Source organism: Edaphobacter flagellatus (assembly GCF_025264665.1).
Classification (GTDB): domain Bacteria; phylum Acidobacteriota; class Terriglobia; order Terriglobales; family Acidobacteriaceae; genus Edaphobacter; species Edaphobacter flagellatus.
This window is the reverse complement of the sequence record NZ_CP073697.1, coordinates 103,120-116,736: the sequence shown is the minus strand read 5'-3', so window position 1 is coordinate 116,736 and position 13,617 is coordinate 103,120. Positions and strand designations below refer to the sequence as shown.

10 protein-coding genes are annotated in these 13,617 nt (G+C 56.3%); 4 read left to right on the top strand and 6 right to left on the bottom strand.

All coding sequences use genetic code 11. The features are described 5' to 3' along the window. Window positions 1–11 precede the first annotated feature (11 nt). Complete coding sequence (locus KFE13_RS00435) at window positions 12–3,539, top strand: polysaccharide deacetylase family protein (protein ID WP_260705165.1); 3,528 nt, start codon at window positions 12–14, stop codon at window positions 3,537–3,539. Between the two features lie 79 nt (window positions 3,540–3,618). Here KFE13_RS00435 and KFE13_RS00430 read toward each other — a convergent pair whose 3' ends face one another. Continuing rightward, entirely contained in the window at window positions 3,619–4,962 is a 1,344-nt protein-coding gene (locus tag KFE13_RS00430) for an inositol-3-phosphate synthase (RefSeq protein ID WP_260705164.1), read from the bottom strand. A gap of 195 nt (window positions 4,963–5,157) precedes the next feature. On the opposite strand from KFE13_RS00430, the gene KFE13_RS00425 reads away from it, so the two are divergent. Next, window positions 5,158–5,940 (top strand): CPBP family intramembrane glutamic endopeptidase, encoded by a 783-nt coding sequence (locus KFE13_RS00425; RefSeq protein WP_260705163.1) that lies wholly within the window; start codon window positions 5,158–5,160, stop codon window positions 5,938–5,940. Here KFE13_RS00425 and KFE13_RS00420 read toward each other — a convergent pair. Continuing rightward, window positions 5,937–6,575, bottom strand: a complete 639-nt coding sequence (locus tag KFE13_RS00420) for a DedA family protein (protein ID WP_260705162.1) — start codon at window positions 6,573–6,575, stop codon at window positions 5,937–5,939. The genes KFE13_RS00425 and KFE13_RS00420 overlap by 4 nt on opposite strands. A gap of 72 nt (window positions 6,576–6,647) precedes the next feature. Between KFE13_RS00420 and KFE13_RS00415 the strand changes: the two genes are divergently transcribed. Both KFE13_RS00415 and nth read left to right on the top strand, forming a co-directional pair. Next, window positions 6,648–7,448: a chlorite dismutase family protein gene (locus tag KFE13_RS00415; protein WP_260705161.1), complete on the top strand. Its 801-nt coding sequence runs from the start codon at window positions 6,648–6,650 to the stop codon at window positions 7,446–7,448. A 9-nt stretch (window positions 7,449–7,457) separates the two neighbouring features. Beyond that, window positions 7,458–8,150, top strand: a complete 693-nt coding sequence (gene nth / locus KFE13_RS00410) for an endonuclease III (RefSeq protein ID WP_260705160.1) — start codon at window positions 7,458–7,460, stop codon at window positions 8,148–8,150. Here nth and KFE13_RS00405 read toward each other — a convergent pair whose 3' ends face one another. The 4 genes from KFE13_RS00405 to KFE13_RS00390 all read right to left on the bottom strand — a co-directional run bounded on the left by KFE13_RS00405 (window position 8,151) and on the right by KFE13_RS00390 (window position 13,576). Continuing rightward, window positions 8,151–8,912 carry a uroporphyrinogen-III synthase gene (locus KFE13_RS00405; RefSeq protein ID WP_260705159.1) on the bottom strand — a complete coding sequence of 254 codons (762 nt, stop codon included), beginning with the start codon at window positions 8,910–8,912 and terminating at the stop codon, window positions 8,151–8,153. A gap of 94 nt (window positions 8,913–9,006) precedes the next feature. Continuing rightward, window positions 9,007–11,430, bottom strand: a complete 2,424-nt coding sequence (locus tag KFE13_RS00400) for an Orn/Lys/Arg family decarboxylase (RefSeq protein WP_260705158.1) — start codon at window positions 11,428–11,430, stop codon at window positions 9,007–9,009. 107 nt (window positions 11,431–11,537) lie between these two features. Next, complete coding sequence (hemC, locus tag KFE13_RS00395; RefSeq protein ID WP_260705157.1) at window positions 11,538–12,497, bottom strand: hydroxymethylbilane synthase; 960 nt, start codon at window positions 12,495–12,497, stop codon at window positions 11,538–11,540. A gap of 143 nt (window positions 12,498–12,640) precedes the next feature. Continuing rightward, entirely contained in the window at window positions 12,641–13,576 is a 936-nt protein-coding gene (locus KFE13_RS00390) for a FecR domain-containing protein (protein ID WP_260705156.1), read from the bottom strand. Between the last annotated feature and the right edge of the window lie 41 nt (window positions 13,577–13,617).

Genomic DNA, 13,617 nt, shown 5'->3' with positions numbered 1-13,617 from the left:
CCTCTTTCCCCATGAGCAAACAGGTCTTTTTCGATCCGCAGAGAAAACGCTGGAAGCGTCTTCGGGTCATCTTCGATGTTTTGGCTCTTGGCGGCCTGATTGTAGCCACGGTCTTTCTTGTGGGACTGCTGCGGATGAAGCCTCTTCCAGAGTTACTGCTGGAACCGCAAAAACGGAACTACAAAACGTTGGCCCACCAGGAGCCGCAGAAGGGGCAGAAGTATAAGCGATCGCCCCACAGAAAGACCGATGTCAAGCCTTCAGATGTTCCGCTGAACTCAGGCGAAGGGCTGCGCGCGGCGTACTACGTTGAAGACGACCCGGCGAGCTTTTCTTCGCTACGACAACATATCTCGCAGATCGACATTCTCTTTCCGGAATGGCTGCATGTCGTGTCGGATAACGGCGACATGCTCTCGTATACGATCGACAATCGGCCGTATAAAGTCATCAACGGCGGACGTGTTCTGCCAGTTGATCGAGACGGCAAGGTGGCTGCAACGATAGCCTCCAACCATGTGAATCTGGATATCTTTCCGCTGGTCAATAATTACGACCCGGTAAAAGGCGACTTCGTACCCGAGGTTGGCAATTTTCTAAAAAGCGACGACGCACGGGCAAACTTTATTCGCCAGACGGATATGTTCCTGGCAGCAAATCCCAGCTATCAGGGCCTTTCGGTTGATTTGGAAAATATCCCCAGCGATGCACAGCCGGGTTTCCGCTCGTTGATCGCTGACTTGTATAACGACTTTCACAACCGCAAGCTGCGGCTATATATCAATGTTCCCGTTCGTGACGATGATTTTGACCTGAAGTTTCTTGCCGACCACTCAGACGGCTTGTTGCTGATGAACTATGACGAGCATGAGACGGCATCACAACCTGGAGCGATCGCGTCGCAGGACTGGTTCGTCGACAATCTGAAAGCGGCGCTCAAGATTGTTCCTAAAGAAAAAATCATCTGCGCGATTGGCAGTTACGGATACGACTGGACGACGACGCTGCCATCGACGCCGAAGAAGGGGCAGAAACCGCAGCCGGAAAACGTCCTCTCCGCAGTCAATGTCTCGACGCAGGAAGCGTGGCAGGCAGCGTACGATTCCGACTCGCAGATCGACCTTGATGATGACACGCTGAATGTTCACTTCGCCTACGATGATGTGGATGCTCATGTGCGTCACTATGTGTGGTTTCTGGACGCCGTTACGGTGCTGAACCAGATGCGCGCGGCCCGTTCGCTGGGAATTCAGACCTACGCGCTTTGGCGTCTGGGACAAGAAGACAACTCGATGTGGAAGATATGGGATACGCCGATGCGGGCCGACCCCAATAAGGATCTTGCACATGTAGAGCCCGGTTATGACATCGATACGGAGGGCGAAGGCGACATTCTTCGCGTGACACGCCGACCACAGAACGGCGAGCGCGATGTGACGATGGATGATGACGCCACGATTCCTCCGCAATACCGCATGGTGCTGCAAGAGTCGATGCACTCGTATCCTCTCTCGTACACCGTCACGCAGTATGGCTATCATCCACGCAAGGTGGCCCTGTCCTTTGATGATGGGCCCGATCCTGTGTGGACACCGCGGATTCTCGACATTCTGAAAAAGTACAACGTAAAAGGCACCTTCTTCATGATTGGAGAAGAGGCCGAAAAGTATGTCGGGACGATGCAGCGTGTCTATAACGAAGGGCACGAGATCGGCAATCACAGCTTTACGCATCCGGACATCAGCGAAATCTCCAATGCACAGGTTGATCTGCAGCTCAACCTGACGGAACGGCTTTTCGCTTCGAAGCTTGGGGTGCAGCCGCTTTACTTCCGTCCTCCTTATTCGATCGATCAGGAGCCGGATACGAACGACCAGGCGGCTCCGGTGGATCGCATCCAGGGGCTGGGATACGTCATTATCGGTAACAAGATCGACACGAATGACTGGGACGAGAATCCTCGCAAAACGCCGCAAGAGATTACGGATAGCGTCTTCGCACAGATTGCGGATATGGACCGTCGTCCGTGGACGCGCGGTTCGATTATTCTGCTGCATGACGGTGGCGGTGACCGGTCCGCGACCGTAGCTGCGCTACCTGTATTGATTGACACGCTGCGCGCGCGGGGATACGAGATCGTCCCGGTGTCAGAGCTGATGGGCAAGACGCGGGCCGAGGTGATGCCTCCCCTGACACCGCGTCAACGCTGGCAGGCGGCTGTGGATTCGGTTGCCTTCTTTTTCTTTGGCTTCTTCAACAACTTTGTGGTGAGTATCTTTTTCATCGGCGACGTGCTGATGAGTGCACGACTGATTATTATCGGCGTGTTTGCCCTGATCGATCGCTTCCGCAAGCGCAAGAATTATGCCTCCCCTGAGTATGCGCCACGCGTTGCCGTACTGATTCCTGCATATAACGAAGAGAAGGTGATTGTACGAACGGTGCGTTCGGTGATGATGTCGAACTATAAGAACATTCGCATCATTGTCATCGATGATGGCTCCAACGATCGCACGTACGATATCGTTCGCGAAGCGTATCCGGCGGATATCGCGTCGGGACGGCTGACAGTACTGACTAAGCCGAATGGCGGCAAGGCGGAAGCGCTGAACTTTGCCCTGGAGCAAACCGATGAGGAGATCTATGTCGGTATCGATGCTGATGGCGTGATTGCGCATGACGCGATTACACGCATGGTTCCCCACTTCGCCAACCCAAAGATTGGAGCCGTCGCGGGCAACGCCAAGGTTGGTAATCGTGTGAATTTATGGACGCGGTGGCAAGCACTTGAGTACATCACGAGCCAGAACTTCGAGCGCCGTGCCCTGGATCTGTTCGATGTGGTGATGGTTGTACCTGGTGCGATTGGGGCATGGCGCACGGCCGCGGTTCGCGCAGGTAACGGCTATCACCCGGATACAGTGGCTGAAGATGCTGATCTGACAATGAATCTGTTGGAACAGGGCTATGAGGTGATCTACGAAGATCAGGCCCTTGCGTTTACTGAGGCTCCGGAGAACATGGATGGCCTGATGCGCCAGCGCTTCCGCTGGTCATTCGGCATTCTGCAGGCAATCTTTAAACATCGCGACGCAGTGAAAAAACACCGCGCAATGGGTCTGTTCGCCCTGCCCAATATTCTGATCTTCCAGATCCTGCTCCCTCTGGTTTCGCCGCTGATCGACCTGATGTTTGTTGCCGGCGTCATTCACTACTTCGTTGACAAGCACTTCCACCCGGAGTCTGCCTCGGCGGACAGCTTCCACAAACTGCTGACATTTTTTGTCGCCTTCCTTGTAATCGACTTCCTCACTTCTGCACTGGCGTTCGCCTTAGAGAGGAGGCATCCTGCAAGCCGCGGCGATGCATGGCTGCTGGTTCATATCTGGATCCAACGTTTCACATACCGCCAGGTGTTCTCTATTGTGCTGTTCAAGACGTTGAAGCGGGCCATTGATGGCAAGCCTTTCAACTGGGACAAGCTGGAACGCACGGCACAGATGTCGAAGCAGGCTGAAGCGATGGCGGAGCCTCGATAAAGGACATCGCAGGGTTATACGATGCAAGGAAAAGCGGCTGCGCATGAGATTGCGCAGCCGCTTTTGACTTTCCGCCCGGTTACTCGCCGTAGTAATCGAGGCCGAGATGGGTGATGAGGTCCTCTCCCATGATGTGGCGGAGCGTGTTCTTAAGCTTCATGTTCTGGATGAAGAGATCGTGCTCCGGGTAGACGCCGGGGGCCGAGTCAGGGTCCTTGAAGTAGAAGCTGAGCCACTCCTGAATGCCGAGTCCGCGCAGTGAAGGCGTGCGCGCAGCGAGGTCCATGAAGAGGACGAGGTCGAGCGCAAGCGGAGCGGCAAGGATGGAGTCGCGGCAGAGGAAGTCGACCTTAAGCTGCATAGGATAGCCAAGCCAGCCGAAGATATCGATATTGTCCCAACCCTCTTTGTTATCACCACGTGGTGGGTAATAGTTAATGCGAACCTTGTGATAAAGATCCTTGTAAAGCTCGGGATGCAGCTCGGGCTGGAAGATGTACTCGAGGACGCCGAGCTTGGAGACCTCTTTGGTCTTAAAGGAGTCGGGATCGTCGAGCACTTCGCCGTCGCGATTGCCGAGGATGTTGGTGGAGTACCAGCCGGATACGCCGATATTGCGCACCTTGAAGGCCGGAGCCAGGACGGTCTTGATGAAGGTCTGCCCGGTTTTGAAGTCTTTGCCTGCGATGGGAGCGTTCATCTTGCGGGAGAGCTCGTTGAGCGCAGGGATGTCGACGGTGAGGTTGGGAGCTCCGTTGATGAAGGGGATGCCCTCCTTGAGAGCGGCCCATGCATAGAGCATCGAGGGAGAGATGGCAGGATCGTCCTCAACGAGGCCTTTCTCGAAGGCGGCAAGGGTCTGGTGAACGGGAGCCTGCTCCATATAGATTTCGGTGGAACCACACCAGATCATCACCTGACGATCGGTCTTCGTCTTGAATTCTGCAATGTCATTGCGAATCTGATTGGCGAGGTCGCACTTGTTCTTGCCGGTCTTGGTCTTCTTGCCTTCGAGACGCTTGACGTAGTGCTGATTGAAGGCGGCGGGAAGAGGCTCGATGGACTCAAGGAAGGGGCGAATCTGCTGCAGCTGGTCGTTATCGAGCACCTGCGCGGTCTTAGCAGCGTCGTAGAGGTTGCCGCCGAAGATATCCCAGCCGGTGAAGACGAGATCGTCGAGCGAGGCCAGGGGAACGAAGTCTTTAATCAGCGGCGAACGGCCATCGGTGCGTTTACCGAGACGGATGGTCCCCATCTGTGAGGTGGAGCCAATCGGCTTGGCGAACCCGCGCCGGATAGCTTCTACGCCAGCAATGAGAGTGGTTGCGACCGCTCCCATGCCGGGGATCATGACACCTAATTTTCCTGTAGCTGGCTTGATGCTGGATGCCGCTTCGCTGGATGCGGCGGGGGTGTTGGACATTTTCTACGCGATACCCTTCTGTGCTGCGATTTTCCGTGGTTCGGAAGGGCTAGTATGAAGCAGCCGAAAAGAGCTTCGCAAACAGAATGCCCGATTCTACAGGCGTAAACGGTAAAGGAGGGTAAGCGGTAACGCATTTTGGGGAACTAACGTATGCGGTCTGCGTATGTGTGAATAAACGCACTGGAGGGATGAGTGAGGCAAAAGGGGGGAGTTGGAGTGGCTGCGCGAGCCGTGCTGTTTGTCGTGTGCACGGCGATACTTTTTGCTATTGCTTCACGGTGGATCAAGGGCCTGCTCCCTATGGGATGTGTCTCCGCGATCGCTACGCTCTTGTTAACCGTCGCATTTGTCCATTGGGAGAAGCTCTCACTCTCGGATGTGGGCGCAGATTTCGTGGTTGGGAGTCTGAAGCGATTTGGGATTGCCTTTATCGCGGGGATGGCATTGCCTTTATTGCGTGCAGGGTTGGTCATGGTGTTGACCGGTGTGAGATATGAGCGCGTACAGAGCTTTACGTCGGCGGACGTGTTGCTGTCGCTTGCTATCTATATCGCTTTAGCGACGCGCGAAGAATTGGCTTTTCGTGGCTATCCCCTGCGCATACTGGATCGGAGATTCGGCCCCTGGGCTGCACTGCTGGCCATTGCTGCCCTGTTTGCTGCAGAGCATATGCTGGGAGGATGGGCGTGGTGGCAGGCCGTGCTGGGCTCGGGCGTGGGAGCGCTGCTGTTTGGGGCAGCAGCCCTGCGAACACAGGGATTGGCTGTGCCGATTGGACTGCATGCTGCGTGGAACTTCACCGATACGATGCTGGGCGGAAAAGGCACGCCTGGACTATGGCGACCTGTAATCGAATCCGCTTCGCAGAAGCATGTCGAGATTGCGCAATGGGCGAGCTATGTCTTCGTGATGCTGGCAGCGACTGCAGTCATATGGCTCTGGCCCAAGGCGGCAAAAAAAGTCAACCAAGCCTAGGCCGCTTCAGTACGGATACGATTGCGCCAGTGTGTCCAGAAGAACCATACAATCCCGACCAAAAGCGCGACTTCTACTGCGAGATGGAAGCGGTGGAAGATCTCTTTAAAGCGTGGATCGGTCTCCCACTTGTCGCCGAGCTTCATACCGACGTACGCAAGCACATAACACCAAGGCCAGGAACCTATGAAGGTGTAGAGGTGGAAGCGGAGCTGCGGCATTTTTGCGATGCCTGCGGGTAGAGCGATGAAGGTGCGTACGACAGGAAGCAGACGCGCGATAAGGACTGTGATTCCGCCAAAGCGCTGAAAGAAGTGCTCCGTGCGATCGAGATCGTGACGGCTCAAGAGGACGTAGCGGCCGAAGCGTTCGACGGCGGGGCGGCCCCCCCATGCGCCCAGCCAGTAGGCAGGGATGGAACCGAGATTGCATCCGATCGCGCCAGCGGTAGCGACCCAGAAGAGTTTGAGCTGGCCAGTGTGTACCAGATAGCCCGCAAAGGGCATGATGATCTCCGACGGCAGCGGGATGCAGGCAGATTCGATGCCCATGAGGAGGGCTACACCGATGTAGCCTCCGGCGGAGATAACGGCGATGATAAAGCTGGCAAGGACTGCGATGATCTTCTCGGACATGCAGGTTTGAGTATAGCGGCAGAGCAGCGAACGGCTGCTTGCGTTAACATTAAAGTATTCAGGAGAAGAGAGATGTCCGAGACTACCGTCGCCCCCGTGTCTGAGAAGAGTACAGCTGCAACGCAGGCAAGTGGCCGGCCAGCTTCAAGCTATGGCGTGCAGCCCCATGATCCTTCGAAGCCGGTCAAACGGCAGATCGTTTGCTTCAGCTTCTACAAGATCATGCCGGAGTGGCGTCGTCTGCCAGCCGAAGAGCGGGCCGCACATAAGGCAGCGTTTGCCGAAGTGCTGACGAAGTGGAACAAGCCGGGCGAGTTTTTGTCGCTCACGTACTCCACCGTGGGCACACGTGGCGATGTAGATATGTGCGTATGGTCGATTGGATATGCCGTCGACGAAATGAACAAGATGCGCAGCGAGTTGCTGTCGTCGCCGCTGGGCGGCTATCTGGAGACGCCGCACAACTTCCTGGCAATGACGAAGCGATCGCAGTATCAGATCGACCGTCCGGATGAAAGTGAAGGCGAAGGGCGCGGCGCAATTCGCCCCGGTGGCCAGAAGTACATCTTCATCTATCCCTTCTGGAAGACACGGCCGTGGTATCTGCTGCCGATGGATGAGCGCAAGCGGCTAATGGATGAGCATATTCGCGTGGGGCTAAGCTATCCGCGCGTAAAGCTGAATACCACCTATTCCTTTGGAATCGACGATCAGGAGTTTGTTGTAGCGTTTGAGACGAACTTTCCTGAGGACTTTCTGGACCTGGTGCAGCAGCTTCGTGAGACGGAGGCGAGCATGTACACGCTCAAGGACACGCCAATCTTCAGCTGTGTGCGTGTGGCTCCGGAAGAGATGCTGAGCCGGCTGGGATAGCGACGACGAATGGCACGAACAGTCGCAATCAAAAAAGCTGTAAAGAAGCAGAATCCGCTGGCTCCGGAGCGCGTTGCAGCGATCCTGGAGATTCTTGCGAACACCTATCCGGGTGTCGTCTGTGCATTGCACCATCGCAATGCGTGGGAGCTTACGGTAGCGACGATTCTTTCGGCTCAGTGCACGGACGTGCGCGTGAATCTGGTCACTCCCGCACTCTTCAAGACCTTCCCTACACCTAAAGCGATGGCGGCTGCGTCTCTGCCTGAGATTGAAGAACTGATTCGCACGACGGGTTTCTTCAGGAATAAGGCGAAGTCGATTCAGGGCGCAGCACGCATTGTTGTAGAAGAATTTGGCGGGAAGGTGCCGCAGACGATGGAAGAGATTCTTCGCTTGCCTGGAGTTGCACGCAAGACCGCGAACGTTGTGCTGGGCTCATGGTATGGAATCGCTGTGGGTGTTGTGGTGGATACGCACGTGATGCGGATCTCGCGACGGCTGGAATTGACGAAGGAAAAAACTCCGGAGAAGATTGAGCGCGACCTGATGAAGATCATCCCGCAGGACCGCTGGATCAGTTTTTCGCACGAGGTGATTCATCATGGCAGGCAAGTGTGTTTGGCTCGCAAGCCTCGCTGCGTAGACTGCACGTTGGAGAAGCTGTGTAATTCAAGCGACAAGACTTGGAGCTCGCACTAACTATCTTGTATTGAAGTACCGCTCCAACGCTTGAACCAGCGAAGGAATCGTCGCTTCACTGGCTTCTATCTCGGGCTCAAACCCCGATTCGCGTAATGCTACGGATGTGATTGGACCTATGGAAGCGAAGACGGTCGTGTGAGGCAGGCTTAGGCCTGCAGCCCCAGCTAAAGCGAAAAAATTGTGCGCCGTCGACGCACTGGTGAGTGTGACAGCATCCGGATAGTTGGAGTCAGAAGCATAAAGCCGCTTCAACTCGGCAATGGATTCAGAGGGGATGCTGTTGCGATAGGCTGGCGCGATGGTAACTGTCGCTCCAGCACGCGTGAGCGATTCAGGAAGCACATCGCGTGCTTCCTCGCCGCGGATGAGCAGCATTCTGCTGCCGGAGGCGTGAGGAATAAGAGACTCAGCCAGCGCTTCCGCGACGAATTTCTGAGGCAAAAGATGCGCGCGGAGGCCGATTCCCTGCACCGCCCGCTCCGTCGCAGATCCGATGACGGCGATCTTCGGAAGAGTTGTTGAGCCGGGTTTCCATCTGTGCCCAAAGACTTCGACAGCATTTGCGCTGGTGAAGATCAGCCAGTCGAAGCTGCTTAGTTGAGCGAGCGCTGCGTCGAGTGGAGCGAAACTTTCAGGCGCACCAATTTCAATGGTTGGGACGAGAATAGGAATCGCTTCGTGAGCTGCAAGCTGCGATGCAAGCTCCGAGGCCTGATGGCGCGTTCGTGTGACGAGAATGCGTTTGCCGGAGAGAGACATTCCACTGCGATTCTAGCCGAGTCAACCGTACGAATCGACGAGACGATCGCATGAGGCACACGCGAGGAAGCCCCGGGTAAACCGGAGCTTCCTATTAGATACCCGAACCGGAAAGGTCGTGGCTCTTGCGACGTTCGCGCTTCTTTTTGACTGGAGGCGCGGAGTTGGGCGGATGCTGTTGCCCGTTGTCGCTTACAGGATGCAGCTGTCCAGGAGTTTCGACCACAGCACGCATCCAGTAATTCCCTTCTCCATCCACCTCAATACCGTGAACTTCACGCTCGAAGCCAGGAAAACGCTTGCCGAAGGCTTCCGTCGCAAGGATCAGGCGGATGACCGGGCTCTCCGGTCCGCCCAACCGTTCGCCGGGCATGCACATGGGAATGCCGGGGGGATAAGGAACTAGCATGACTGCACCGATACGACCGGGCATCTGGGTGAAGCGAATCTTCTCCGTCTCGTTGCGGAGGAGCTTCTGATAGGTCTGCGCAGGTGTGAGAACGGGGTCAAAGTCCTCATCGCATGCTTCGCCGACAAGCGTGGGCAAATTGAGCTCGATCATCGCCGCGTGCATCTCGTCGGAAAGCTCTTTGAGAGTGGCATTGCGATAGCGCTGGGGATACTTCGCAACCAGCTCCGGCAAAGCTTCTTCGAGTGTGGCGTCGCTGTCGTAGAGGCGTTTGAACTCAAAGAGATTTTCCAGGAGCGATCCCCACTTGCCCTTCGATGTTCCTACCGAGAAGAGGACCAGGACGGTGTAATCGCCTGTGCGGGCGATCTCAACACGGCGAGAGTCGAGGAATTCGGTCAGGATAGCTGCCGGGATACCCCACTCGCTGACTCTGCCCTGCGCGTTGACGCCGGGCATCAGGATGGTGACCTTGGTGGGGTCGAGCATGCAGTAGCCGTCTGCAATGTCTTCGTCCTGGAAGCCGTGCCAGTCCTCGCCGGGCTTGAGCGTCCAGCAGTCAGGGTTGCGGCCCAGCAACTCGTCAGGAGTTTCCTCGAAGACATCGACCTTGCCGGTCGCAGGATCGGTGACCTGGTCCGGCTGGAAGAGCCGGAAGAACCAGCCCTCGCCGTTTTCTGTGGCGCGAAGCCGATGAGCAACGGATGACATGGCCTTGCGGAAGCTGATGGCATCCTGAATGGTTTCGTACATTAAGGTCGGGCCGGCGGGCTCGTCCATCATGGCCGCAGCAACGTCGAGCGAAGCGATCAGGGGATAGAAGGGCGACGTCGTCCCGTGCATCATGAAGGACTCGTTGAACTGATCGAACTCCAGCGGAGCGCGTGGGCTGAGCTTGATGTGCACCATCGAACCCATCGAAAATGCCGCAAGCATCTTGTGCGTCGACTGCACCGAGAAGATCGTCGGACGATCAGGCATGTCGTCCGGCACGTCCATTGCGAAACGGCCGCGATAGATCTTGTGGAACTTGGCGTAGGCGTACCACGCCTCGTCAAAGTGGACGCGCGGAACGGACTTGGATAGCTCTTCAACAACGCGATTCACGTCATAGCAGAGACCGTCATACGTCGAGTTGGTGACGACCGCATAGGTTGGATTCTGATTGGCAACGCCCTTAGTAAGTGGGCTGCGGTCGATGAGGCCGCGGATGAACTCCGGCGAGAATCGTTTTAGCGGAACAAGGCCGATCATGCCGTAGCCATTGCGCGTCGGCTTCATGTAAACAGGGCGAGCGCCAGTAACGGTGAGTGAGTGGCAGATGGACTTGTGGCAATTGGCATCGGCAAGAACGATATCGTCCTGCGCGATGACGCCATGGCCGATGATCTGGTTCGAGGTTGAGGAGCCACCAAGAACATAGAAGGTCCAATCGGCCCCGAAGATGCGCGCCGCATTGCGCTCGGATTCTCCTGGAGGTCCGAGGTGATCGAGCCACGAGCCAAGCTGGGCGGTGGAAATGCCGAGGTCGGAGCGGAGCAGGTTCTCACCAAAGAAGCGCTGAAACTCCATGCCGACGGGATGCTTAAGATAGGCGACGCCACCCATATGTCCGGGCGCATCCCACGAGTACGCACCCTGATCGGTGTACTTCTTCAATTCGCGGAAATAAGGAGGCAGAAGCTGCTCGTGATAGCGCTCGACGGCGAAGTCAACACGGTTGGCGATAAAGGCCGGGGTGTCTCCAAAGAGATGGATGTACTCGTGGACCTGCTTGACCACCTCGAGCGGAAGTTCGGAGACGAGCGTTCGATCGGCGATCAGGAAGATCGGAACCTTTTTGCTTCGATGGCGGACGGCGCGAAGCACTTTGAGCGCGGCGCGCTCGTCGAACTGGCCTTCCCCTTCGAGGTCCCAATCGAGCAGGATTGCAGAGTATGAAGGATCGGAGGTAACAAGCGACACACCATCCTCAGGAGTGGAGGTTCGGACGACCTCGTAGCCTTCTTCCTTGATGGCATCAACGAGCCGTTCCATGGCGCGGTCAGAGACCGAATCCGTTCCACCTACTTCACTCGCAATCAAAAGGACCCAACGACCTTCGTTCATTCCACCTCACAACTTCACACGATTAAGCAGTGTATAGCGATTTGACGCAAGACAATGTAAACGTCTGAAGGATTTGCCACAAGAAAATGGCACTTCAGACAAACGATCTAGAAAGCTGATTGAGAGAGCAGCTCGAGGGCTCCTCTGGACTTGAGATCCTCGGCCACGGTGCGGCCCAGCGTCTCTGCATCGATGGATAGAGAGAACTCCGTATCTGTCTGGATGACAGCTTCGCCATCTGGCGAGATGACCTGAGCGAAGATGCGCCACTTCTCGTATTCCGGAACGCAGTAAGCCCCGACCGGAAGCGAACATCCGCCGCCCAGAGCGTCCAGCACAAAACGCTCGGCTTCCACGCAGAAACGTGTTTCCAGGTGATCGAGCGCGGCGATGGCTCCCCGGATGAAATGATCCCTTGCTTCGTCGCCGGGGTGGGATGCGCTGCGGGTTTCGATGGCGAGAGCACCCTGGCCTGGCGCCGGACAAAGCTCGTCGGGCGAGAAGCGCTGATGCACCCATTCCGTGCGGCCAAGTCGATCAAGGCCTGCAGAAGCGAGGACGAGTGCATCGCACGCTCCGCCTGCCAGCTTGTTCAGACGGGTATCGATGTTTCCGCGAACGTCAACAAACTCAATGTCAGGGCGGAGGGCAAGAAGCTGCGCCTTACGTCGGGGGCTCGTCGTCCCTACACGTCCGTGAAGCGGCAGTGTATGAAGTGCCCAGTATGGCTCGCAGACCCAGGCGTCGCGTGCGTCAGCGCGTCTGGGAATGGCGGCGAGTGTAAATCGCGACTCCAGCCGTGTGGGCAGGTCCTTCAGAGAATGAACCGCCAGGTCGATACGGCCTTCGGCCAAAGCTTCCTCAATCTCCTTGATGAAGATGCCTTTGCCGTCGGCATCAGGAGGAGCCACAAAGCCGGGTTGCTGCATGCGGTCGCCCGTGGTGCGAATAACCTCGATTTCAACCTCATAACCAGCCAAGCGCAATACATCGCGCACGTGATTGGCCTGCCAGAGCGCAAGCTGTGAGCCGCGAGAGCCAATGCGAATGGGAGTCTGTCTGTTCATTTTGCTTCATCTCCAAGAATACGGGATGGAGCTTTGGATTTGTTGGATGGAACGGGCAGCCCATGTCGATTGAATCGAAAAAAGTGAACCCGGCAGTGACAAGCTGCCGGGTTTATTGTTCTCAAGCAGGATAGAGAGAGCCGTTAGCGCCGTGCACCGCCGTGGAAGCTTCCGCCGGCTCCGGCACCGCCACGGAAGCCTTCAACCGGGCCACGATAGCCACCACGATATCCGTAGAAGCCGCCTCGGTAGCCATAGCCTGGATAGCCGCGATATCCATAGATCGGCCCGCCGCCGTAGACGTAGTACGGAGAATAGAAGCCAAAGCCAAAGGGACTCCAAAAGAGACCATTGCCCGGAAGCCATGTGTAGCCGTAGAGTCCACCTGCCCAATACCACCCCGGATAGAAGCCGGTGTATCCGGCATACTCCGTGGCCAGATTGAGGTTCGCTTCGCCCAGATACTCCGAGCGAAGGCTTCCCCACTTGTACAGGTCATCCTCGGCCTGATCTTTGTCGAACCGCTGTGGTTTCTCGTTGTTTCCAGCCAACGCAAGCTGACGCCCACCTTTGACTTCGACCGGTTTTACGTCCTTTTGCAGATCACTGCCTGGATAGACATTGGCCTGTCCGTCAAACACACTTACCGAAGAAGCACTGGCATCGAAGGCGTAGAAACCCTTCTTCATAATCTGTGCCTGCCCATTCGGCAGGTCGATCAGAATTCTATTCTGCGGATAAAGCTGATCAACTTCGACGTTGGCCCGCCCCTGCTCCAGCTTAATTTCTGTCTGTGTGAGGTTCGGCGTCACCATCCTTACGGTACTGTTGACACCGACGCGCAGAAATATGCCCGGCGTGAGCAGGATTTCTGCCTTGCCGTTCGTTGTCGATAGAGCTTCACCAGATTGCAGTGCGGTATTGCTCACAGCACCGGAGGCCAGCGAACGCCCTTCGATGGACGCCTGGCCTTCAATGTAGTTGAGAGTCCCTGGACGGGCTGAAACCGTGTTCTGCGCAAAGGCAACTGCGGATAAAGTCGCCAGGGAAAGAAGAATGAGAACTTTTGACCTTGGCATCTTTGGAACCTCTGTTATTTAGATGCAGCAGAAGTCGAAAT